20 protein-coding genes and 1 pseudogene are annotated in these 22,427 nt (G+C 64.9%); 9 read left to right on the forward strand and 12 right to left on the reverse strand.

All coding sequences use genetic code 11. From position 1 onward, the window contains the following. Positions 1-23: 23 nt before the first annotated feature. A complete protein-coding gene (gene metG, locus ACWFRU_RS17735) occupies positions 24-1,742 on the reverse strand; it encodes a methionine--tRNA ligase (protein WP_453687915.1) in 1,719 nt (572 codons plus the stop codon). A 334-nt stretch (positions 1,743-2,076) separates the two neighbouring features. Here metG and ACWFRU_RS17740 point away from each other — a divergent pair, with 334 nt between their 5' ends. The 3 genes from ACWFRU_RS17740 to ACWFRU_RS17750 all read left to right on the forward strand — a co-directional run bounded on the left by ACWFRU_RS17740 (position 2,077) and on the right by ACWFRU_RS17750 (position 5,085). Continuing rightward, positions 2,077-3,372, forward strand: coding sequence for a nucleotide sugar dehydrogenase (locus tag ACWFRU_RS17740; RefSeq protein WP_453687917.1), 1,296 nt, complete (start codon positions 2,077-2,079; stop codon positions 3,370-3,372). A 13-nt stretch (positions 3,373-3,385) separates the two neighbouring features. Then, the gene (locus ACWFRU_RS17745; RefSeq protein WP_453687919.1) at positions 3,386-4,363 is read left to right on the forward strand and encodes an NAD-dependent epimerase/dehydratase family protein; all 978 of its coding nucleotides are present in this window, start codon (positions 3,386-3,388) and stop codon (positions 4,361-4,363) included. A gap of 167 nt (positions 4,364-4,530) precedes the next feature. Next, a complete protein-coding gene (locus ACWFRU_RS17750; protein ID WP_453687921.1) occupies positions 4,531-5,085 on the forward strand; it encodes an HD domain-containing protein in 555 nt (184 codons plus the stop codon). Between the two features lie 189 nt (positions 5,086-5,274). On the opposite strand, the gene ACWFRU_RS17755 is transcribed toward ACWFRU_RS17750, so the two are convergent. After that, complete coding sequence (locus ACWFRU_RS17755; protein ID WP_453687923.1) at positions 5,275-6,711, reverse strand: ApeA N-terminal domain 1-containing protein; 1,437 nt, start codon at positions 6,709-6,711, stop codon at positions 5,275-5,277. Positions 6,712-7,235: 524 nt separating this feature from the next. Between ACWFRU_RS17755 and ACWFRU_RS17760 the strand changes: the two genes are divergently transcribed. The 3 genes from ACWFRU_RS17760 to ACWFRU_RS17770 all read left to right on the forward strand — a co-directional run bounded on the left by ACWFRU_RS17760 (position 7,236) and on the right by ACWFRU_RS17770 (position 9,749). Next, on the forward strand, positions 7,236-8,468 hold the full coding sequence (locus ACWFRU_RS17760; RefSeq protein WP_453687925.1) for a helix-turn-helix domain-containing protein: 1,233 nt from the start codon (positions 7,236-7,238) through the stop codon (positions 8,466-8,468). 29 nt (positions 8,469-8,497) lie between these two features. After that, the gene (locus tag ACWFRU_RS17765) at positions 8,498-9,028 is read left to right on the forward strand and encodes a flavoprotein (protein ID WP_453687927.1); all 531 of its coding nucleotides are present in this window, start codon (positions 8,498-8,500) and stop codon (positions 9,026-9,028) included. Positions 9,029-9,446: 418 nt separating this feature from the next. Next, on the forward strand, positions 9,447-9,749 hold the full coding sequence (locus ACWFRU_RS17770) for a helix-turn-helix domain-containing protein (RefSeq protein ID WP_453687929.1): 303 nt from the start codon (positions 9,447-9,449) through the stop codon (positions 9,747-9,749). Positions 9,750-9,784: 35 nt separating this feature from the next. Here the strand turns inward: ACWFRU_RS17770 and ACWFRU_RS17775 are convergent. Next, positions 9,785-10,013 (reverse strand): annotated as a pseudogene (locus tag ACWFRU_RS17775) (hypothetical protein); the annotation flags it as partial. Positions 10,014-10,064: 51 nt separating this feature from the next. Between ACWFRU_RS17775 and ACWFRU_RS17780 the strand changes: the two are divergent. Beyond that, a complete protein-coding gene (locus ACWFRU_RS17780) occupies positions 10,065-10,811 on the forward strand; it encodes a hypothetical protein (RefSeq protein WP_453687931.1) in 747 nt (248 codons plus the stop codon). A 448-nt stretch (positions 10,812-11,259) separates the two neighbouring features. Here ACWFRU_RS17780 and ACWFRU_RS17785 read toward each other — a convergent pair whose 3' ends face one another. The 7 genes from ACWFRU_RS17785 to ACWFRU_RS17815 form a co-directional block, all read right to left on the reverse strand. Continuing rightward, positions 11,260-12,600, reverse strand: a complete 1,341-nt coding sequence (locus tag ACWFRU_RS17785; protein WP_453687933.1) for a hypothetical protein — start codon at positions 12,598-12,600, stop codon at positions 11,260-11,262. A gap of 774 nt (positions 12,601-13,374) precedes the next feature. Continuing rightward, a complete protein-coding gene (locus tag ACWFRU_RS17790) occupies positions 13,375-14,037 on the reverse strand; it encodes a hypothetical protein (RefSeq protein WP_453687935.1) in 663 nt (220 codons plus the stop codon). A 562-nt stretch (positions 14,038-14,599) separates the two neighbouring features. Further along, positions 14,600-14,920 (reverse strand): hypothetical protein, encoded by a 321-nt coding sequence (locus ACWFRU_RS17795; protein WP_453687936.1) that lies wholly within the window; start codon positions 14,918-14,920, stop codon positions 14,600-14,602. 67 nt (positions 14,921-14,987) lie between these two features. Next, complete coding sequence (locus tag ACWFRU_RS17800) at positions 14,988-15,197, reverse strand: hypothetical protein (RefSeq protein WP_453687938.1); 210 nt, start codon at positions 15,195-15,197, stop codon at positions 14,988-14,990. Beyond that, positions 15,194-16,243: a major capsid protein gene (locus tag ACWFRU_RS17805; protein WP_453687940.1), complete on the reverse strand. Its 1,050-nt coding sequence runs from the start codon at positions 16,241-16,243 to the stop codon at positions 15,194-15,196. The genes ACWFRU_RS17800 and ACWFRU_RS17805 overlap by 4 nt, the downstream gene beginning before the upstream one ends. After that, the gene (locus ACWFRU_RS17810) at positions 16,240-16,671 is read right to left on the reverse strand and encodes a head decoration protein (protein ID WP_453687942.1); all 432 of its coding nucleotides are present in this window, start codon (positions 16,669-16,671) and stop codon (positions 16,240-16,242) included. Before ACWFRU_RS17810 ends, ACWFRU_RS17805 begins: the two co-directional genes overlap by 4 nt. A gap of 117 nt (positions 16,672-16,788) precedes the next feature. After that, the gene (locus tag ACWFRU_RS17815) at positions 16,789-17,457 is read right to left on the reverse strand and encodes a hypothetical protein (RefSeq protein ID WP_453687944.1); all 669 of its coding nucleotides are present in this window, start codon (positions 17,455-17,457) and stop codon (positions 16,789-16,791) included. 363 nt (positions 17,458-17,820) lie between these two features. Between ACWFRU_RS17815 and ACWFRU_RS17820 the strand changes: the two genes are divergently transcribed. Together ACWFRU_RS17820 and ACWFRU_RS17825 are read left to right on the forward strand one after the other, a co-directional pair. Further along, a complete protein-coding gene (locus ACWFRU_RS17820; protein ID WP_453687946.1) occupies positions 17,821-18,114 on the forward strand; it encodes a hypothetical protein in 294 nt (97 codons plus the stop codon). 118 nt (positions 18,115-18,232) lie between these two features. Continuing rightward, entirely contained in the window at positions 18,233-19,273 is a 1,041-nt protein-coding gene (locus tag ACWFRU_RS17825; protein ID WP_453687948.1) for a hypothetical protein, read from the forward strand. A gap of 2 nt (positions 19,274-19,275) precedes the next feature. Here the strand turns inward: ACWFRU_RS17825 and ACWFRU_RS17830 are convergent, their stop codons facing one another. Together ACWFRU_RS17830 and ACWFRU_RS17835 are read right to left on the reverse strand one after the other, a co-directional pair. Next, positions 19,276-20,199: a DNA methyltransferase gene (locus tag ACWFRU_RS17830; protein ID WP_453687950.1), complete on the reverse strand. Its 924-nt coding sequence runs from the start codon at positions 20,197-20,199 to the stop codon at positions 19,276-19,278. Between the two features lie 384 nt (positions 20,200-20,583). Beyond that, positions 20,584-22,320, reverse strand: a complete 1,737-nt coding sequence (locus ACWFRU_RS17835) for a hypothetical protein (protein ID WP_453687952.1) — start codon at positions 22,318-22,320, stop codon at positions 20,584-20,586. Positions 22,321-22,427 lie beyond the last annotated feature (107 nt).

Here is a 22,427-nt window from a genome sequence, read left to right on the forward strand (position 1 = left end):
CGGTACGGGCGTGGAAGGAAACGTCAGGCGTCGGCCCCGCCGAAGCGGGTCCGGTAGGACTCCAGGTCCTCTTCCGTGATCTTCGCGAAGAGGACCGGCGGCACGGTGAACGCCGTACCGGCGGGGACCGCGTCCAGGGACTTGGTCTGCTCGGCTGTGACCCAAGTCGCGGTGTCGCCATCCAGAGCGAAGGCACCACGCATGGCGGCGGCCGAGGCGGGGATGAACGGCTCCGAGACGATCGAGTACAGATGGATCAGGTTCATCGCCGTCCGCAGGGTCAGCGCGGCGCCCTCGGGGTCAGTTTTGATCTCCAGCCAGGGGGCCTTCTCCTCCAGGTAGGAGTTGCCCGCGGACCACAGGGCGCGCAGCGCGGCCGCGGCCTTCCGGAACTGGAGGGTCTCCATCTGCTCCTCGTACTCGGCGAGCAGGCGCGTGATCTCGTCGCCGAGCTTCACCTCCGTCTCACCTGTTGCGTGTCCGGCCGGGACCTCGTCGCCGAACCGCTTCCGGGAGAAGGACAGCACGCGGTTGACGAAGTTGCCGAGGGTATCGGCCAGGTCCTTGTTAACCGTGGCGGCGAAGTGCTCCCAGGTGAACGACGTGTCGTCCGACTCGGGGGCGTTCGCCATCATGAAGTAGCGCCAGTAGTCGGCCGGGAGGATCTCCAGGGCGTGGTGGGTGAAGACGCCGCGGCCCTGCGAGGTGGAGAACTTTCCGCCGTAGTAGTTCAGCCAGTTGAAGCTCTTGACGTAGTCGACCATCTTCCACGGCTCGCGCACTCCGAGCTCGGTGGCCGGGAACATCACCGTGTGGAAGGGGACATTGTCCTTACCCATGAACTCCGTGTACCGGACGTCGTCGGCCTCGTACCACCACGACTTCCAGTCCCGAGTCTCACCGTCCGAGGCGGCGTCCGACCACTCCTTCGTCGCGCCGATGTACTCGATCGGGGCGTCGAACCAGACGTAGAAGACCTTGCCCTCGGCCGCGAGCTCTGGCCAAGTGTCGGCCGGCACCGGTACACCCCAGTCCAGGTCGCGGGTGATCGCACGGTCGTGGAGACCTTCCGTCAGCCACTTGCGGGCGATGGACGAGGAGAGCTGCGGCCACTCGTCGCCGACCTCGTCGATCCACGCCTCGACCTCACCCTGCAGCTTCGACTGCAGCAGGAAGAGGTGCCTGGTCTCGCGGACCTCAAGCTCGGTGGAGCCGCTGATTGCCGACCGCGGGTCGATCAGGTCCGTCGGGTCCAGGACGCGGGTGCAGTTCTCGCACTGGTCGCCGCGCGCCTTGTCGTAGCCGCAGTGCGGGCAGGTGCCCTCGACGTAGCGGTCGGGGAGGAAACGGCCGTCGGCGGGGGAGTACACCTGCCGGATCGCCCGCTCCTCGATGAAGCCGTTCTCGTTCAGCTTCCGCGCGAAGTGCTGGGTGATCTCCACGTTCTGTTGGCTGGAGCTGCGACCGAAGTGGTCGAAGGCCAGCTCGAACCCGTCGTACACGGCCTTCTGCGCGTCGTGCGCCTGCGCGCAGAACTCGGCGACCGGCAGCCCCTTCTCCTTGGCGGCCAGCTCGGCGGGCGTGCCGTGCTCGTCGGTGGCGCAGATGTAGAGGACGTCGTGGCCACGCTGGCGGAGGTACCGGGAGTACACATCCGCCGGAAGCATCGACCCGACCATGTTGCCCAGGTGCTTGATCCCGTTGATGTAGGGAAGCGCGCTGGTGACCAGGTGTCGAGCCATCCTTGGATGCTCCATTTCGTACGTACGGCGCCGGTGACAGTGCCACGGCGGGGCCCAAGTCGGGAGGCTGCAGCCGACGCGACCACTCAAGTCGCACGGTGACGTCACACACGGTGACGGATCGAAGCTGCAAGCCACGGTCATCGTATCGAACCTGGGGAACGCCCTTCCTGCGGATTTCCAGGAGCCCAGGGCGCGGCTGGAAAGGCACTCGGCCGTCCGAGACAGGCGGCCAAGCGAGTCTCGTACGGCCGAGGCAGGCCCATCTTAAGGCCACCGCACCGCCGCATGTCCGCAAGCACTGCCTTCTCACCACTACAGCGAGGTGGACAGCATGATCGAGAATTCCAAGTGCCCGCAGCTCCGCGTGGTCATCGTGGGGCAGGGATACGTGGGGCTTCCGCTCGCGGTCAGAGCAGCCGAAGTGGGGCACCTCGTCGTTGGCTTCGATGTTGACGCACAGCGAGTGAAGCGCCTCATAGTCGGGGAGTCCTACGTGGAGGACATTCCGAACGCACGGCTGGCCCCGCTCCTCGCATCCGGCGCCTACCGCCCGAGCATCGACGCCTCCGACTGCGCGGATTTCGACATCGCGATCGTCACCGTCCCGACGCCACTGCGCGAAGGCGTGCCGGACCTGTCGCATGTAGAGGATGCGGCCCTGACGCTCGGCAGACATCTCGGGCGAGGAGCGACCGTCGTCCTGGAGTCCACCACCTACCCGGGGACCACCGAGGAGCTCTTCGGCCCGCTCCTTGAACACGCCTCCGGCCTCACCGCCGGCATCGACTTCCACCTCGGTTACAGCCCCGAACGTATCGACCCCGGCAATCCGAACTGGAGGCTGGAGAACACCCCCAAAGTCATCTCCGGTATCGACGGCCCATCCACAGAAGCCATCCGCCGCTTCTACTCATCGTGCGTTGACACGATCGTGCCGGTCTCCAGTTGCAAGGAGGCCGAGCTGACGAAACTGCTGGAGAACACCTTCCGGCACGTGAACATCGCGCTCGCCAACGAACTGGCGATCTTCGCCCACGAACTCGACATCGACGTCTGGGCCGCCATCGACGCCGCATCCACCAAACCGTTCGGGTTCATGCGCTTCACCCCAGGCCCGGGGGTGGGAGGCCACTGCCTGCCCATCGACCCGTCGTACCTGTCCTGGCGCGTTCAACGCGCCCTTGGGCGCAACTTCCGCTTCGTCGAACTTGCGAACGACGTCAACAACCACATGCCCGACTACGTCGTCCGCCGCCTCGTCGACGGACTCAACGAGCGCAAGAAATCCCTCAACGGATCCCGGATTTTGCTGCTCGGTCTCGCCTACAAGGCCAACACCGGAGACGCGCGGGAAACCCCGGCCACACGGATCGCCGAGCTGCTCACCAGCATGGGAGCCGAGATCCAGGCAGCCGACCCGCACGTCCTTGACGACGCGCACCCTCGCGCCGCCAACCTCTCAACGGTCCAGCGAGTTGACGTCACGCCTGAGCGACTCGCGGCGGCCGACGCCGTGGTCCTGCTCGCCGACCATGACGCCTTCGACTACCCGACGATCACCGCCCACGCCACGTACATCCTCGACTGCCGTCGTCGACTCGTCGGCGCACACGTCGACGCTCTCTGAAGGGAACCCCTCCGTGGACATCGTGATCACTGGCGGCGCCGGATTCATCGGCAGCAACCTTGCCCGGACCCTGGCCGGCCACCCCAAGACCAACCAGATCCGGGTGATCGACAACCTCTCCACCGGCTCCAAAGACAATCTTGCAGACCTCGACATCCGCTTCGTCGAGGGCGACGTTCAGGACGCCGAACTCTTGGACCAGACGTTCCACGGCGCGGACGCGATCATCCACCTCGCCGCCCTGCCATCCGTACCGCGCTCCGTGAAGAACCCCTTGGCCAGCCACCACGCCAACGCAACCGGAACCCTCCAAGTCCTCGAAGCCGCCCGACGAGCCGGCAACGTGCACGTAATCGCCGCTTCCTCCTCCTCGGTCTACGGCGCCACACCGCACCTTCCGAAACACGAAAAATTACCCACAACGCCGATGAGTCCCTACGCGGTGACGAAACTCGCCACGGAGGCGTACCTGAGCGCATACCACTACAGCTACGACTTGCCCGTCCTGCCCTTTCGCTTCTTCAACGTGTACGGCCCCGGACAGCGTGCCGACCACCCCTACGCTGCGGTCATCCCGAAGTGGATCCACGCCACACTTACCGGCCAGCCCATCACCGTGCACGGAGACGGAACCCAGACCCGCGACTTCACCTTCGTCGGCACCGTCTGTGAAGTCCTTACGGACGCGGCCCTCCACAAAATCTCCCATCCGTCCCCCGTCAACCTTGCCTTCGGCGCCGACATCTCACTCAAGGAGTTGATCGGCGAGATCGGGGCCGTATGCGGCTCCAGTGCCTCCGTGGCTCACACCGCGCCGCGGCCTGGCGATGTTGCTCACTCAAGCGCGGACAGCGGACGCCTCCGATCACTGTTCCCGGACACCACGCCGGTGACTGTGCGAGAGGGGCTTGAAATGACCTTGCAGTGGCACCGTGCGAGGGCCAATGTCAGTAGTGAGCGTGCAAACGGGGCGCGGCAGTCGCCAATGTAGGGGACGTCCTTGAGGAGTCGCTGAATCCACTGGCTGAGTCAACTCGTGACTCGGTATGTCAGGTGCCTCTCCGTTGCCTGTACCCTGCCCAGACGCGCACCCCGAAGATCCGCGCCTCGAACCTGCCCGTCATATGGCGGATTGGACCAACCGTGACGGTAGTTGACGTGGAGCAGGCTCACGAGATAGCCGCCAGCCTGCTGCAGGACAGCCTGCCACGAAGGTGGGCGCACACGCAGGGTGTGGCGGCCTGCGCTCGACGACTCGCCGCTGTCGTCCAGGACAGGGCTTCGCTGCTCGAAGCGGCTGCTGTCCTGCACGACATTGGCTATGCGCCACCGCTCGTTGTCACGGGATTCCATCCTCTTGACGGCGCGCGACACCTACGCGGTGCCCCGGTCATGGACAGCCGCGTTATGAGGCTTGTAGCCAACCACTCCTTCGCCTTGCTGGAAGCGGAGGAACGCCATCTCCACAAGGAACTCGCCGACGAATTTCCCCTGCTCGACGATGCGTTGCTCGTTGATGCGCTGGTGTATTGCGACATGACCACCACACCGGACGGGGAGCGCACAACGTCCGAGGAACGCGTGGCCGAGATCCTGTGCCGCTACGGGGCGGACAGCGTGGTGGGGCGGTTCATCCGGCGCGCCGCGCCCGAGATCCACGCCTGTGTGGCCCGGGTGCAGGCGGCGGCGGACGCCGCGGGCATGACGCTTTGAGCTTGTTACCCAGATGAGGGTAGGCGCTGGCCAGGTAGTGGCCGATCTGCTCGTGCATGCTGGGATGGATATCGAGGGTGCCGAGGCTGTCCGGATGGACCCAACGGACCCTGTCTGCCTCGTAGTTGATGGCGGGCTTGCCGCCAACGGCGCGTCCAATATAGGAACCCGGCCCCCAGCAGACGGTGCTTACCTAGCCCGCGTCTTGACAGAATCCGGAAACCACTCAGGGAACCCCTTCTTCACCAGGGCGCCTACGTTCTCCCGTTCCCAGCGGTAGTTCAGCGACCGGCGGCACTCGGCCTCGGTGAACCCGAGCCGGCGAAGTAGAACGGCCTCGGCGAGAAGAAGGGCTGAGGAAAGCATCCCCACCATCTGGTCCACGGTCGTCTTCGAGGACAGTACGTGGCCGAGCTCGTTGCGGACATCGCGAAGCTTCCGGAACCACTTGTCCTGGTCCCCCAAAACGCCAACCATCACCTCGCCGGCTTCTTGCAGCAACTCCTGAATCCGGAAGGCGTAGCTCTTACGGTGCGCATTCCCGATGACGTTCCTCAGCCACTCGCGGTGCTCTGGGTAGTTCTCTTGTACGGCCTCAAGGATTGCAGTGTTTCGGGCTCGATCGTCGGCAGTCTTTTCCTCCAGCTGTGGATTGAGTCCGCGGTGCAGACCTTCGACCGCTGAAGCAATCGTGAACAGATGCTGTTGCAGGTAGCCGTCGGTGTCAGAGCGGAGAGAGAAGATCAGATCGCAGACGCCTGACAAGCGTGCTTGCAGCTCGAACCAGATGGGCACCAAGTCCCCGAAGTCGATGTCCGGCGGGTAGCCGTTGCTGTTCATCCCGAATCGCATGTGCGGGCGGACCACCGGCCGCTCGACCTGGTCCTGATCGGGCCTCCGGCGCCGGACGGAGTGCGCGGTCAACTCCCAGGCCAGGACGTCACCGTCGTCGTTGCCCACCTGAAGGTCGAGCGCCTTGCTGTGAAAGCCAGCGGCCAGGGTAAGCAGTTGTTCAAGCGGGCGGACGAACAGGTACTCCAGCTCGTTGAGCGGAACTCGTTCGTCGAGCCGAAGCTCGATCACCTCGTGGCTGCTGAACCCGGCATCCGCCAGCCGATTGAAGTGCGAACTCCAGGTTCTGCCCAAAACGATCTCGCAACCGGGGACCGATGCCGTCAGATTCGCTAGATCGTCGACTACCTGCAGCGATTCGGGCGGGCCCTCCTCCCAGTTGTACGGCGACCGGTTGACCCATTCGTCCAGATAGGTCAGACGCAGGGAGGCCCGGTTAAACCGGACGGCTTCTTCTCGCAGGTGGGAGCCGCCGATCAGCACTGTGCCCACGATCAAACGCCGATGGACCACTCGGTGCTCGCCCTTACCGGCTGCGGGGGCGTCAGTCTGCACGTTCGTAAGGAGTGTCAGCTTGGTGCCCATGCTGAGGCCGTGGATCACAGGAGGCTCGAAAGGTTCCGAGGCGCCACCTGCGGGCGACGAAGCTCGGTCGTACAGTTCAAGCTCCGGATAATGAGGGCCCACTGTCAGTGTGCCGTTCAGCACCTGATCTGGCCGCTCAGGCAGCCACCACTCGCCCACGTACGTCGTCTGCTGTCTCCGGTTCGCCATCTGCCAAGCCTAGGCGGGTGCGATGAGCCTCCCCGGTGATCCCACCCGCTGTCTCGGGCATCGAATAGCCCTTTCGGGCCCTCGTCCGTCGTCCAGACCCGCGCGTCCAGTCCACCCAAGTCCGGAAGCTGGGCCTCCGTCTCGGTGAACTCCTTGCACTCCAGGACATGCCGCAGTTCTCGCCGCACCCTGCAACAAGGAGATCCAGACGTCGCGAGGGACGCTCGCCCGGTTCGGGTAAGTCCCGAAGTCGGAGTCGGCGGAACTGAAGCGGATTGGAGATTCCCACTTGCACCGCCACGCAAGTAGTTCCGCCAGGGCATCGAGCATTGGCCCTGTTGGCGGACATGCAACGCGCTGGCTCCTCGTGGACCTGTTGGTGTAGCCGGACAGAGTGTCCGGCCCGTTCTACGCCCGATAGCGGATGTTAACCACGGCACAGCAGCTCGAATCACTCCCTCACATCGAGGGTCTGCTCGGCCGCTAACGTGGATGACGGACCAACCGTCAGGGAGGCAGCGTGTATGCGTGGTCTTGGGGATCACCTCAGCGTCGGAGAGCGGATCGCGTTCTACCGTGAGCGCCGGGGCTATACGCAGCCTGTGCTCGCCGGGCTCGTCGGGCACAGCACCGACTGGCTGTCGAAGATCGAGCGAGGTGTGCGCAAGCCGCCGAGGATCGACAAGCTCGCCGAGCTCGCCCGTGTACTGCGGGTCCCGCTCGGCGACTTGCTGGGGCAGCCTGTCCTCCTAGAGGACGGAGAGAAGCACATGGACGACGTGCCAGCCGTCCGCGATGCGCTGATGAGCCCTCGACGTCTGTCCAAGCTGCTGTTCGGTCGTACGGCGGAGCGGCAGTTGCCGCGGCCGGATCAGGCGCAGGTCTTCGTCGAACGCAGCTGGAGCGACTACCAGGCCGGCGTTCTTGGGGATGTCATCGCCGCCCTTCCCGGTCTGCTCAGGACTGCCCAGCAGCTGGAAGACCTTCCGAGTGGCGATCAGCGCCGACGCGGCCTCGCCGTCTCGGCTCGCACGCATCACCTCGCGGCGACCACCCTCGCCAAGGTCGGCGAGTCCGACCTCTCGTGGCTCGCGGCCGAGCGCGCCATGCGGGCCGCCGACGAATCCGAGGACCCGCTGTCCCTCGTGTCCGCCGCCCGCTCCGGCACGCACGCACTGCTGGCCAACGGGCGCTACTCGGACGCCCTCGAACTGGGCGATACAGCGGCGGCCTGGCTCGCGGGACAGGTTCGCGACGACGACCCGGCCGCCTTGAGCCTGCTCGGCATGATTCATCTGCGAGCCGCTGTGGCCGCCGCACGTCACCAGGATCGCCACACCGCCAACTCCCTGCTGGAGAAAGCGAAGCGGCTCGCCGACCGGCTCGGCACCGACGAGAACCACTGGCAGACGTGCTTCGGCCCGACGAACGTCGAGCTGCACCGCCTGTCGATCGAGCTTGACCTGGAGAACATCCCGCACGTCGTCGAGCATGGCGGCATCGACGTCTCCCACATGCCGGCGGAACGCGCCGTGTCCCATCGCATCGACTACGCCCGCGGCCTCTGCCTCACCGGTCGCGTCGACGAGTCATTCAGCGAGCTGCGGGAGGCCGAACGCACCTCGCCGCAACTCGTACGGAACAATCCACGCGTACGCGAGACCCTTCGCGACCTGAGGAAACAGTCCCCGGTCACGGGTGGCAGCCACTCGTCCGAGCTGCTGGCCATGGCCCAACGATGCAGGGCGGTGCAGTGAGTTCGGTGCGAGGCAAGGTGTTGGGCGTCGTGGGATCGAGCGCCGGCGGGGTCGAGGAACTGCGTACAGGGCTCGTGATACCGGCGCTCGAACGAGGCTGGACGGTCGCAGTCACGCTCACGCCGACCGCGGGTCAGTGGCTCCGCGCGAGCGGGGAGACTACGGAGCTCGAAGGGCTGACCGGCCTTCCCGTACGGGCCGAACCGCGCCTGCCGGGTGACTCACGGCCGCATCCGCCAGTCGACTGCTACGTCGTCGCCCCAGCGAGCGCCAACACCGTCGCCAAGCTCGCCCTGGGAATCTCAGACAACCAGGCGTTGACACAGGTCAACGAGGCCATCGGCACACTGGACCTCCCCGTGATTGTCTGGCCCCGGGTGAACGCCGCGCATACCCGCCACCCTGCATGGGAGGGACACATCAAAGCCCTGCACGATTCGGGGGTGCGGTTGATCTGCGGAGACGAGGTGTGGCCGCTCGCCGAGCCGCGGGCAGGGATGCCGGGCCGCCGGTACCCGTGGGAAGCCGTACTGGACGAGGCTGGCAGAGCGGGTGCCTGACAACCCATCAATAGCATTAAGAACAAGAGGAATTGGACCCGGACAGTATGTCCGGGTCCTTCGTCATGACGGGCGCCAACCTGAGGGCACCACGGACTAACGGAGGCAACCGGTGCCCGATCAGGGACTGAGCACGGCGCTCCCCGGCGCGAAAGCCTTGAGCGACCCATCCAGGAGCTGCCCGAGCGGACGCACGAATGGGATGGCCAGCGGTGACTACTCGTCTCGACGCTCGTCAGAGGCCGCCCTATCGCCACCAGGCACGGAACGCATTGACGCGGACACTCCCACACCTGCTGGCGGCACCCGGCTCTGCAGCCTCTGTCGATGCCATCTGAGTCGGTACAACGGGGAAGACTTGTGTGCCGGTTGCAGCCGCGACACCCGGCACCAGGCAGGGACCGCGCGCAGCGTCCCCATGAACATCTGGCAGTTACCCGACGTCCGGCAAGCCTTGGTCAACCGCGAATTCGGGCGCATGTGCCAGCTGATTAGGCGGCACGGTGGGATCCGCCAAGACGACATAGCCGCAATCACCGGCTTGAGCCAAGCCTTCCTGTCGATGCTCGAGTCCGGAGCCCGCAAGCTGACCAACATCGACAAGATCATTCAACTGCTGGATGGTCTACAAGCTCCACCAGAACTCACCGGACCGATGTTGCGGCCCAGCATCAACCACCAGCCTCGTGGCTCCGCGACGACGGCCCTCTCGCGGTACTGACCTCGCCGCCTTCGCCGCCGCCTGCGAAGACAGCGTCACCACCCGGAACCTCGCAGCCAACACAACGCCGTAGCACCCAACCGGGATCCGTCCGGTCCCGACGATTCACTTGCCCATGCCGCGCCGGATGGCGAGCTCCACGGGCGAATAGCGTCCATCCGGGCGGTCGAGCCGATACTGCTCGGCCGGGTAAAGCGGCGGCTGCACCAGGAACCGCGGGGACGTCCCGCAGTGAGGCTGGGCAGCGTGCACCAGCGCCAGATGCTTGTGAGAATTTCGTCGCGCAGACCGATGTACTTCCCTCACCCTGACGGAGTGCCGAACACCGTCACCCCGCGGCTTCAGTACAGCGCCACGGCCGTGCGCCCGCGCTGGCACGACCTCCCGCAGGACATGCGGCGGGTCATCTCCCGACGCCTAGGCGGTGTAGTGGACGCAACGCCGAGCGCCGGAAGCGGGCTCACCAGCGGCTTCGCCGCCGTGCTCCGTGGAGCTGGCGCGCCCGAGTTCGTCAAGGCAGTCAACGCCAACAACAACGCGGTGATCGCCGACTGCTACCAGCGAGAGGCATTGATCCACCAGGCCCTCCCGATTGAAGTGCCGGCACCCCGCCTCCGGTGGGCCGAGGAGAAGGAAGACGGATGGATCGTCCTTGGCTTCGACGCGATCGCTGGCGGCCGCATGCCCATGGCTCCCTGGAAGCCTAACGGGCTCGCCTCAACCCTCGACGCCTGCACGATCAAGGCCGAGGCGCTCCCATCGCCCTCAGCGGAACTCCAGGAGGTCGGGCTCAAGCCGATCGGCGATGGCAGTGACTTCGTCGACTGGCGTGACCTCACCAGCGGTGCCACCAGTGTGGACATCCTGCCAGCATGGGTACCCGCCGACAGGATGGACGCTCTTGCCGGGCTGGGACTTCGATGGCGAAGAGCCGTGGTCGGCGATGCGGTTCTCCACCACGACCTCCGCCAGGACAACGTCCTCATCGACGCAACCGGTGCCGCATGGATCTGCGACTGGAACTGGCCCTGCCTCGGCGCCAGTTGGTTGAACATGTGCTAGTCATGGCCACCGCGCACATTACTGTGAGGTTCAGCGTGTTGAGGGCGAACCTCCCGCTCAGGCATGGTGATCCACTCGAACCCCGATATCGACAATCCGCACAGGAGGACGGCATGAGCGCCATTGCAATGGCCATCTACCCCGAGACGCCAGCCCTCTTCGCCGGCCTTATCGGCATAAGGTCAGCAACGCGGGCGGCGAGATGCCGACCTGCAGCGTCACGCCGTGGTGGACGGCCGAGGCGCACCGGCTGAGCGAGCGCGCCGAGGTCCTGCTGCACGTGCTGGGCGTTGCGCAGTAGGAAGGCGAATTCGTCGCCTCCGAGCCGCCCGGGACAGCGCAGGCGTCGCTCCGGGGTCCACCCACGCAGGGTTCTCGCCCCTGTCGCAGGAGAAGGCATCGTGGATCGTGGCCAGGGCGGTGGCATAAAGGGCGTAGCCAGTCTTGTTCACGGAAGGAGTCCGTCGGGTGGAGGCTGGCTGGTCTCCCACTCGGATGCCAACTCAGTTGCGAGGCGGTACTTCGTCCAGATCTCAGGCTGCGTGAGCACCGAGTGCCCGTACCACACGGGTACTTTAAGGCTGCACACTCGGTCGGAGGGGAACTCGCCAGTCACAGTGATGTCCCTGATGGATGACCAGGCACGGTCGAGCCAAACGACCAGGTCGAAGCGGGGACGCAGCGACACGATGCGGTTGACGCGCTGCGAGATGGCCGCCCACTCCAAGCTGGAACGCTGGTGCGGCGGCGTCGCGATCATGACCAGCAAGTCGATGTCAATCTTGTGGCTGGCCGCTGCGAGAAGTGCGACGTTTCCGCCGTGGCTGTGGGCAAATACCTTGGAGAAGCCGTTTGTGCACCCGTGGCGGACTGCCCAGCCAGCCAACTTGTGTGCACCGGCGGCGCGGTCGCTGACCGTGAGACCCGTGGGCCATCGGAAGTAGTTGTCCTGCGCGTACAGGTCGTTTCCGATGGGTTCGAAGGTTCCGTCGGAGGGCTCACTGCCGCCGGGCTCGTTTTGGAGGTAGGAGAAGAGCGGTTCTCCCGGCCGCCACCATGATGGCCTTTTGAACCTGGTCCATGTACCGGGCACGATGATCGAGGTGTGAGCCTCGTCGGTGCCGTTCTCCTCGTCCGGTTCCTGCTGTTCTCGCAGCTCGGTCAGAACCGGATGGCTAGGAGCGATACGGAGCAGAGCGTCGACAGCCATCTGCTGAATCGTGCCATTGGAGGATGAACAGCCCTCCGCAAGGGCCTCGATTGTGGGCCAGGAGAGTCTGGTGCGGAAGTTGGCGAGCGAAGCTGCTGCGGCGACGCGCACGATGCGGTGGCGGCTCAGCTGGCTGATGTGGAGCAGGGAAGCCGCTGCAGCAGCTGGGTCCTCGTCCTCCCTGATCGCCTGATAGAGCTGCGGCGCCACGCTCTCTTCGAATCCGCCGAACTCCGTCCACCACCGCTGCGGGGCTGGAGTGATTTGGTCTTGGATGTAGCTCGTGATCGGCTGGGACCATCCGGGAAACTGACGCCACGGGAATGGCATTCGGGTACGAAGATGGTCTTGAATGTAGAGCTCGGCGTACTCGGCGGGGAATGGGGCGCGCAGGTCCGGCACCTCGGGGATGAGCAAGTCAGAAGCATCGTCGTCCGCCCGGAGAGTCTCTCCCTGTCCGGCGAGCTGGAGGCCGAGGCCGACGAGCTGGGCGGCCCGGGACCAAGCGGCCTCATCGCCCTTGACGTCCCAAAAGGCTTCCTCGCCGCGCAAGGGGTTTTCGATCACCGGATCTGGCACGGCATCTCCTCAACCGCGGGAAGTTGTGGGCCCGAGCAACGCAACAAGATCCCGGCCTCAACGTTGCGCAGACTTGCGCACAGAAACCGTGCAGTCCACTCCAGCGGCCCAGGCCCTGGACCCGGTGACAGGCACCCTGTCCCCCGCCACTCGACGCTCCTCGGGCACCCAGAACGTACGCTAACCCGCCACGCATCCACCCCTGCTCGATCCGTTTCAACACGTCGATCCATCAGGGGAGACGAGGCCTACGAGCACGACGCCACCACCCCCTTCGCAGACCTCCCCACCGACCGTGGAGTCGATGGCGAGCAGCTCGATGCGCCTTGGCCGCCCTGTCCGGATGCTTCCTCGTCTCCGGTGCCTTCCCTGTCCAGTCCACCTGTTCACTCTCCCAACATGGGTGAGGACGCTGGGGCAATTGCCGGGTCTGGCAGCCGAGAGGGGGGTGGTTCTACGCAGTGGGGTGGTGTGGGAATGAGCAATACTGCGCCCCCGGTCCACTGGCCAGAAGGTGGTCACGTGGCTCGTTGCAGCCCCGGTGCGAGCGCACTACTGCCTGACCGGTGACAGTGTCGTTCGGTGAGCGACGGTCACAGACGCGGCTTCAAGCTGAGACGCGGAGGGTATCCTCCTGCGGTCTACAGATGCGCCGCCGGCTCCCGTATCGTCACTGAGAGGCCGATGCGCGCGCGGGGGTTGCGATGGGTGTGGTTACCGAGCCACCTACGGCGTCATGTATCCGCTCTGACCGCCGGTAGAGAGTGGGGCGCTCTACCGCTCGGCGGTGCCGCCCTCGCCGTCAACCTCGTAGATGCGCCCTTGAAGCCGTTCACCGGCCCATTCCAGCTCGACGCCTAGGTCAAACCAGTGCCGATCCTTGCGGACTTTGGGCGGTGCGAGGTTCACCGCTGCCCAGGTGAATACCCCCAGGAGGATGGAGCGCCCGTGCTGCGTTGTGTGCACGGACAACGCGAACGGCGCGGCGAGTGCCGCGCGGGTGACGACCATGACCTGTTCGTCCTCAGAAGGTTGACGCCCAACCGTGAGAAACCGGGGTGTTTCAAGGATTTTGACCCACTGGACCACTGCGTCGGCCACCTGGGCTCGCAAGGACTCCTCGATGCCCTTCCGGACAGCGGTGGCGGGATCATCGCCGAGCCAGCCAAGCCAGTGATCAGGGTCAGTGAGCTTGCTGAAGTCGTCCTGTGGCGGCCCGTGACGGGGATTCTGCTGGTACTCACCTGTCAATTTCCCGGTGCTATCCACCAACCACGCGCCATGGATTGCCTCGGGAGGTACGTAGCCGTTCGGGTCGTCGATGTACGTCGGGTCAATCTCAGCGACGCTGCCACCGGGGTTCTCAGCAGCCTCACCCAGCAGGGCCGGCTCGTTCGGTATGCCCTTACGTCGGCTTCGCGAGCCAAAAAGCCCCACGTTCCCACCCCCATCGTTGTGCCCGCCCAGTGACCGCGATTGTGCCGTACCGGTCAGAGTCGCCTGAGGGGGACTTGGCGGCGACGAGCGGGTGGGAAGTCTCAGCGAGCAGGTCTGTCCCATCCCCGAGCAAGGGGTGGCACGAGCGGTAGGATGACGCTCCTTTACAACGGCGCGGGCAACGACAAGCGGATCCATGCAGCCACTATCGGGATCCAGGACGCGTCATGCATGTGGTTTGTTCAATCGCTCGGGTGAGCGTCGTCCGTCATGCCGATGTGCGCACGGGGCGCCCGCCAAAACCTTCCACAGACTGTAGATGGCCGCTGGCCCACCCGCAGCCGACTGCACCCTGTGCAGGCGAACTGTTGTCCGTTGCCTTCTGTGACCGTTGATCGCGTTCGAGATCTCTCGCGCAGGCGCGGCCGACGAGACGCTGCGCTCACCACGACAGTAAAGAGATCAACAGCGCCTACCGCATACGCCACCCCATGCCGCCAGAGCCTCAACCGAGGCGAACCGGTCAGCAGGATCCCGTGGGCGGGCCGGTCGCAACAGTGGCTCACCGCCTGGGCCGCGCGCACAAAGGGACTGTGGTCATGAGGTCGTGGGATGTGGCGGGCGGATCGTCGGGAGCTGTCTCATCGATTAGTTGTGCCGCACGGCGCTCCAGGGCAGCGACGTTGGCGGAGTTGTCGATGGTGGCGACTCCGCTGATGGTGACCTTGAGCGGCTCGGCAACGAGTGCGGCGATGCGTTCGTGGAGCACCTCCAGGGCGACAGCCTTGGCAGAGTTCAGCCGCCCGTATCGGCTGGTGAAGTCGCGGGCATCGGTCTCCGGCCCGAGCTGGGCCTGGAGCCAGCGCAGTACGTCGCTGTTCACACAGTTCCTCGAAGAGGCGGCGGGGAGGAGACACGGCATCAGCTCCTCCCCGCCGCGCGGGTCGGCCCTAGGCGGGATATGCCTTCCGGGCGGACGGCTTGCTGGTCTGAGCAGGCGGCTGCTCGCCCTCCCAGCAGCGGGGATTGGTGATCTGATCGGCCAGGGCGGGATCCGACACGTGCTCGCCGGAGAGCAGCACCACGGGGATGTGCTCCACCGGGTCGAGAACATGGACGGTCGCGGCGAGGACGCCGAGCGACTTCACGGCGGCGCTCACAGTACGGTCGCGGTGATGTGGCAGTCCGGCGAGTACAGAACCGGCATCGCCGCGGCGGCGCCCTTGGTCCAAATCTGCACGGGGTCGTCCTGGACGTCGCGGGTGATGACGACGCCGGGGGCGTCTTCCCGCTCGATCTGCGGATTCGTGCCGCGCGACAGAGCCAGGGACTCGGTGGTGGTGCCGTACTGGGTCTGACCCCACTTCGCGCGGTCCGGAGGCAGCATGATCCATCGGTCATCCGGCAGGACCCGCTTGGAGGCGTCGTCCTGCCACACCTGCGCCTTGTAGAACGTCACGGGCGGCAGCCCGTACGTGCCGCGCACCGAATTGACCTGTTCTGGGTTCAGTGTTGCCGTCGGAGTCTGCCCACCGGCCGGGGTGCCGTAGTACGCGGCCCGGTAGGACTGGTTGCTGACCAGATGCGACCAGGCCTTGCGAGAAGTGAGGACCATCTCCGGTGCGGGTGCGCCGATGGAGTCGAGGTAGTCGATCCACCGCAGCTCATCTGCGATCGGATCGGCATCCGGCGCGGACCACGGCTTCGGCGCGGTGGGCATGTTGGCCTGCGGTACGCCGTAGTCGACCTCGACAGTCAGGCCGTTCTCTCCGGCCAGGCTGAACTTTCCGTCCAGCAGCACGTCACCGGCGGCAAGTTCGAGACGGGAGCGGATGGCTTCGACGTGCCGTTCCACGTCGTCGTACAGCAGCTCGACCAGGCGGTCCTCGTCCGCTCCACGTGAGGCGTCGAGGAGTAGCTGCTCCATTTCTCCGACGAGGAGCTTCTGGCCCAGTGCGGGGAGGGTGCCTTCGGTCTGGGTGGATTCGGCCTGCCGCTTCGCGAACGGCACCGATGCGTCGTAGGCGCGGTAGGAGGCGGTGTTGACGCGCCGCTTGGACTGCCGGACCCGCCACTTCACATCCTTCACCTGCGTCTCGGCGAAGACGCTCTGGGTGAGGAGGAAGTCGGACGGGTTGGGGATGGATCGGGCGTAGACCGTCAGGTCCGCGACGGAGACGCCCTTGAGGAGGTCGGCGACACTCATGCGCTCACCGGCCCGATGAAGCGGATCTGCGCTGCCGCCGGGTTGTAGGCGATCTCCGTCGGGTCGATGCCGCCGGGGATCTTCGCGGTCTTCACAGTGCCGTGCCAGAACAGTGCCGCGGGGACCTTGGCCGTGCCGGGCGTGAACGCCGCCTCGGCGTACACCAAGCCGGCGAGGACTTCCCGACCGTCCTTGGCTGCCGGATCGTAGGGCCCGTACAGGCCGGAGGCCGTGATGCGGCCGACCGGGACACCGGACCGCACATAGCCATGCGGCTGCGCGGCTGTCGGCTCGACATAGTGAGTGTTCTTGGTGAGCTTGGTCAGGTCGAGGGTGATGGTTTCCGTGGAGTCGGTGCCGTGCCGGGACGCGAGCCAGTCCCGATCGGCGGTGACCGTCACGGAGGTGGTGTACGGCTGGATACTCAAGCCGCTTCCTCCAGGTGGTGCAGGGTGCGGTCGCGCACTCACCGGGGTGGTGGCGCGGTCCACGAGGAGAGAGCGGGGCGTGGTCCCCAGAGCGTGAAAGGCGGAGGGAGGGCCGGGCTATCCGGGGTCGGGGACCAGACCGCGACGCCGGGCCATCTCTAGACCACCCGCGCCAGGCTTGCTCTCGATGTTGCCGGGCCTCGGCGGTGGAACCGACGCAGGAGCACCACCAGGCGCAGCCGGGGCCGGGGGAGCTGGCTGGGCGAACAGCTCGGGCCGCCGGTCCTTCAGCTCCTGGACGGCCTCGCCGAACGCGGTCTCGTCCGCGTTGTCAGCCACGCGCAGGAGAGCAACGGCATCGTCGAGATCACAGCCCGTCGCTCCGGCACTGGCCAGCAGTGTGCGGCGCGTCGCCTCTCGCTCGCGAGCAACGGCCGCATTCTCACGGGCAAGAGCGGCTTGCTCTCGTTCGGCGAGTGCCTGCTCGCGTCGCTCGGTCTCGGTGAGCTGCTCCTGTTCGGCCTTGCGGACGGCGGTGATGAACTCTTCCAGGGTGGAGGCACTTGAGAAGCCCAGCTTGTCGATCAGACTGCGGACCGCTGCTCGGCCGCCCTGGTCCTTCTCCCTGGCCATGAGGGTGCTGAGGTGCTTCTGACTGAGGCTGACGGCCGCCTCGTCACCGTTTGAGTCGTCGTCCGGCGAGGCGCCGAGTACCGGAAAGATCGGGCGGCCATCGCCGCGGTAACCGAGCACGGTGGACGGTGCGGGCAGGCTGCGAGTCCTCAAAGTGTGCTGCTCCCAGATGGCCCCGCGCCGAGGTCGAGTCTACGTAGGCCAACGCAACATCCCGCGTACCGCCGTCAGATACCTCCACACGCCACTTGGGGGTGTCCGATACACCTGGCGTGATCATCTTCATGCCTGTGAGGGGGGTCTGTGACTGGCAATGGGGACGTTTCGCTCACGAAGCGGGCCGCGGAAGAAGCGCGCTATCCAGTGGGAAGCTGGTCTCGGTGTCACGGCTGTAGCTGCCGGTGTGACTGTGTGGGTGTGGGTGTGGCAACCCTGGGTGGACCGAGGCCCGTTCACCGCGTTCGAAGTGTCCGTGGCGCACGGGGAGTCCATAGTGCTGGGCTCCACCGTGGACTCGTGCGTACGCACGGCAGCCTCAGAAGAAGAGACCGCCATATACGACGAGGACGGGCAAAGCGGTTTGCCTCGGCGCGCGCGCCGAAGGAAGGGAAGCGGATCGGCCCTGAGTTCAACGACTTCGCAGGTGACTGCATGTTCGTCACGCGCATCGACAACGTGCCGGGTGGCGAAGGCACATATGTCACCGAGTGGCGCGGCGGTACGAAGACCAAGGCTTCCGAGGAGAAGCTGCGCTTGGCGCCGGAGAAGCAGCGTGAACGGTTCGAGACGATGAAGAAGCAGCAGGACTGACCGTCTCCTGGATCAGCGTCTCGGGGTGCTCCTGGCGCGCTGTGATCCGGCGGCGTCCTGCATCGTGTGCTGGCAGTGACTGCTCGGACCTCATCCAGGATCATGGTCGGGTCGGGGCGTGAGCGCCGAGCATGATTCGAGCCAGCCGCGACGCGTTCCAGCCCTTGGCCGGGCAGGCTGCTGGAGTTTGATCAAGTCGGGTGTCGCAGCAGGCCACGGCGATTATGATGCCCAGATGGCGCAGGGAACCAGCAAAAATGGACGCGGGACCGTTTTCCCGATCGTTGAGGCATTTGGGTATGCCCACGACAGTGACTCTCCAAGTGCGGCGAAGGCACGGGAAGAGAAGACTTGTCCCTTTGCTGATGGCTTGTGCGAAAAGTATCGGCAGTACGGATACGGGTACTGTTCGGTGACCTATTCTGCGGACTGGAATAAGGGCGAGCAGGTCACCTATGCGGTCTGTGATCACCGGCTGGATGGTTCTCCAGTCGAGTGGGCAGTGGGAGATTACTTTCCGGACCAGCGGGCCACTCTGGTTCCCGAGGTCCAGGCCACGAGTAAGCCGGCCAAGCTCAACATCGACTATGTCGCATTTTGCGACGACCCCGCCTATCCCGACGACACGCGAATCATCGCAATCGAAACTCAGGCGATCGACCTTCGAGGCGGTGGGGTAGGGCCTGCCTGGAAGGCATGGGAAGAAGATGACGTAGCTAACTGGCGGCAATATTTCACGGAGGAGGCAAACCTCAAGGGCCGCAAGGATACCGTGGATTATGGCGTGAATACGAGTAACGTCAGCAAGCGTCTAGGGACGCAGGTGGCTACTAAAGGGGAATATCTGAAAAACATAGACGTCCCCCTCTACGTCATTATGCAGCAGAGCGTACTGAAGCAACTTCGAGCCCGGATTGACTTCGCTCCCGTCGAGGAGGGGGAGCCGTGGGATATAACCTTCGCCGGGTTTGACTACGGTCGGCAGTCGGATTCTGAGGGAATGTTCCCGCTCGAACTGGTAGAGGTTGCACGCACGACCCTGGCCAACTATCTACAGGCCATGACTTCAAGCACCGTGGGCACCGCCAGTCGCTCCGACTTTGTAGAAAAAGCGCGGAAGAAGGCAAAGACGGTGCCCAGTCAGAATGGTCTTTTCTAGCTTTAGAACAGCTGGGATTGCGGCTCGTCTGCCTTCTGCGCCGGCAGGTCTGCTTCGTCTTCTACAGCAGAGGCGAACGTCGAATCCGTAACGTTGGCGCGGGCAGATGTCGAGAACTGCGAGGTGATCTCGAAGCCCAGTGCGCGGCGTCCGTTCTTGACTGCCACCGCCAGCGACCTGCCGGTCCCGCAGAACGGATCCAGCACAAGGCCGTTCGGTGGGCACGAACTAAGGATTCGCGGCTCAATCAGGTTCGCGGGGAAGGTTGCCGAGTGGCCGTCTGATCCTGGTGCTGCGTTAACCCGAACCACGTCTCGTGCCCCGTCTTCCACGGCAGACATGTCGTAGTAGTACTTCGCACGCCCTTCCTTTGGGCGCTTCACGAAGTGGAAAAAGTGCTCGTGTGCGAGTCGCAGCCTATCCTTCTCCGGCCGCGGCGGGACGTTGCGCTTCTCCCAGATGACATCATTGCGAAGAATCCATCGCTTGTCTTGCATGGCGATCGCAAAACGCGCAGGAATCAGCAACATCTGCTTCTCCTGGCGAAACCCGCCCATTGGGGTTTTCCGGCGCATCCGCGGATTATCGCCGAGCCCTTGGCGGCCATCCATGCGGATGCTCGACCAGCGAGCGAAGTAGGTGTCGCCAATGTTGATCCAAATGCTGCCGCCCGGCTTGAGTGCCTTTGCGCCTCGCTGGAAAATCTCGACGAGGTTGCTCACGTACCACTCGGGCAGGGGTTCCAAGCCGAGGCAGCCACCGTGCAGCCGGTACCAGTCGTACGACGGCGCCTGCTCCTTGCTACCGCCCTCGGCTTCCCATTCCTTGAGGATGTCCTCGTTATGGTCAAGGCCGTAAGTGCGAAGGCCCCAGTAAGGGGGTGACGTGATGATTAGGTCGACGGACTCTGCCGGAACCTTGTCCATGAGGTCATAGGCGTCTCCCTCATGAACTTCAGCCGTCCTCTCTTGTGCGGGAGGAGTGATTCCGTCAATGTCTGTCATTTCAACCCCGGCAGCTTTGCAAGTAAGTGAATCGAGTAAGAGTATATCCCATCCGTCTGTAGAAATTCCACTTTCCCGTCATCCCCTCCTTTCGTTAAAATTAGGGGTGCTCTTTGAGGTTCCGTTGCCGGACTCCTATTATTGTGTGTTTTGAGGTGTCTGGCTGGCTAATAGAATATGCAGTCGCGGAGGCTAGCGTGGCTATTTTGCCTAGATTGGCCAGCGTGTCCTCATGGGGCACAGCGGGATGATGCGCAGTCCGCCCCTCGTCCTGCTCGGGTACGGGTGAGGCCCTTCAGTTGGTGATCACTTGCCGGATGGTCGGCTCGTCGCAGACTGCCGGGTCTTATCACCGACGTGAGTGCCTTGCCCCGAGGTGATGCGGCTGACCTCTCCACGGGCATCCTCGATGGGGTAGCCGGCGTCCTGCAGCATGCGGATGCCCGTCTCCAGCGATAGGACGCCTGCAGTGACCCCCCGGATCACCTCGTCCAGGATCGCCGTGCGATCAGTCGGGGTATGCGGACCAAACACGATCCGAGTTGGAAGCGGCGTGCCATGCGGCCACCCGTCGGCGTAGCCCGCTTGGTGGATGCGCTGCACCATCTTCAGCAGCAGCGCGTACTTGTGTGCGCGGGCTAGGCGCAGTGAATCGACGAGAGAGTCAAGCGGGCCCAGAGACAGTTGGAGTGCGTAGCCGCTGGGCACGTCGGAGGGGTCAACAGTGCCCAGACTGACCGCGGGGAGACGGGCGTTGACCGCGGCCCGCTCGCGTATCTCCTCTACACGGGCGCGGAGTTCAGCGAGCTGGTGCGAGGTGTCCAGGACGTCCATTCGGCCGCCGTCAGCCAACGTGAAGATCGTGCCTGGTTCGACGGCAAGAGGCTTGGGCCGGCCGGTGACCCGGTCGACCTCCGGGCGGGCCCCGGCCAGGCCGATGATGGGTGCGCCCGTGGTGGCGGAGGCACGGGCCGAGTCGGTGTCCGTCTCTGCCAGCTCATCCAATGCCTGCATGACCTTGGCAAGCGTGGACTGCCCGAAGTGCTCCCCATCCTCCACCGTGTTGCTGATGTGGACGAGCGGAATGAAGTCCAGTCGCAGATCCAGCCGGTGCAGCACCTGTCCGTCGGTACGAGTACGGAAGTGGGCCTTGTCCAGCGGCAGGTCATCGATGGTCTGGCCGCGCCGAAGGTCGTCGACGAACCACTCAGCATCGGTCAGGTAGCAGGTGACGTCAGACGGTAGGTCGGGAGCCCATGGATACGTCCGCTCGACGCGGCCGGATCCAGGATTATACCTGTCTCCGAACTGGACGATGGGCCCACCCAACCCGGCTTGAGGACTGTGCTGTTCTCGCGTTCCGCTGTCCAGCTGGATTGGGCCGAGTTCGTAGGTGATTCGCCGCAGCCGGGCTTTGAGCCCGCTCTTCGGGTCTTCTGGGATCTCCCATGCCAGGTGCACGCGATGCGGGTAGTCACCCGGATCAGCGTCGTCCTCGAGGACAGGGAAGTAGAAGCCGGGGTCATAGGTCTTCAGCCGAACCCGCCGCTTCTCCGGGTCCCACGCCAGCAGATAGAGGCCGTCACCCAGCAGAACGGCCTTGCGCTCGGCAGCCTGCATACGCAGCGACAGCAGTTCCGCTTCGGCCCAGTCCCTCAGCCGCTGCTGCACGTTGGCCGCTGCCACGGCTTCCGGCGTCGCATCATCGTCTTTGGCGTGCTCAGCACCCGGCACGATGATCTGCTGCGACTTCCCAAGCAAGTGCGCGAGCGTCGTGTCCACGAATGTGGACGGATCACCGAACTCTCGCCGTTCGGCCGCGGCCTCGTTGCCGGCGAGGCTGGCAAGCTCGCCCGCCTGGTTACTGTCGTAGGCGGCCAGCAGCTTGTACGCGGCGAGCCGACGTACCGCCTCGTCTGGGAGCCACGTTGCTTGCAGCTCCGGGATGAGCGCCCGGTGTGGTCGCCCGTCGTACGTACCGGCCATCACTGGCTTGTAGTTGAGCCACGACCAGGCGTCGGTCAAGAAGGTGCGCAGGCCCATGAGGACTGATCCGTAACGTTGACCCCGCGCCTCCTTCACCCTAGGCGATCGGAGGCGCCCGCTTGGGAGACAAGCCGTTCATCAAGGTGGACTCCAGGGCTTGGGCG

Source organism: Streptomyces sp. NPDC055099 (genome assembly GCF_053607685.1).

Bases quoted from the DNA above. Each gene is read 5' to 3' on its own strand.
- metG (WP_453687915.1), bottom strand. From the start codon at position 1,742: ATGGCTCGACACCTGGTCACCAGCGCGCTTCCCTACATCAACGGGATC.
- ACWFRU_RS17740 (WP_453687917.1), top strand. From the start codon at position 2,077: ATGATCGAGAATTCCAAGTGCCCGCAGCTCCGCGTGGTCATCGTGGGG.
- ACWFRU_RS17755 (WP_453687923.1), bottom strand. From the start codon at position 6,711: ATGGCGAACCGGAGACAGCAGACGACGTACGTGGGCGAGTGGTGGCTG.
- ACWFRU_RS17760 (WP_453687925.1), top strand. From the start codon at position 7,236: ATGCGTGGTCTTGGGGATCACCTCAGCGTCGGAGAGCGGATCGCGTTC.
- ACWFRU_RS17770 (WP_453687929.1), top strand. From the start codon at position 9,447: ATGAACATCTGGCAGTTACCCGACGTCCGGCAAGCCTTGGTCAACCGC.
- ACWFRU_RS17805 (WP_453687940.1), bottom strand. From the start codon at position 16,243: ATGAGTGTCGCCGACCTCCTCAAGGGCGTCTCCGTCGCGGACCTGACG.
- ACWFRU_RS17830 (WP_453687950.1), bottom strand. From the start codon at position 20,199: ATGGACAAGGTTCCGGCAGAGTCCGTCGACCTAATCATCACGTCACCC.
- ACWFRU_RS17835 (WP_453687952.1), bottom strand. From the start codon at position 22,320: ATGGGCCTGCGCACCTTCTTGACCGACGCCTGGTCGTGGCTCAACTAC.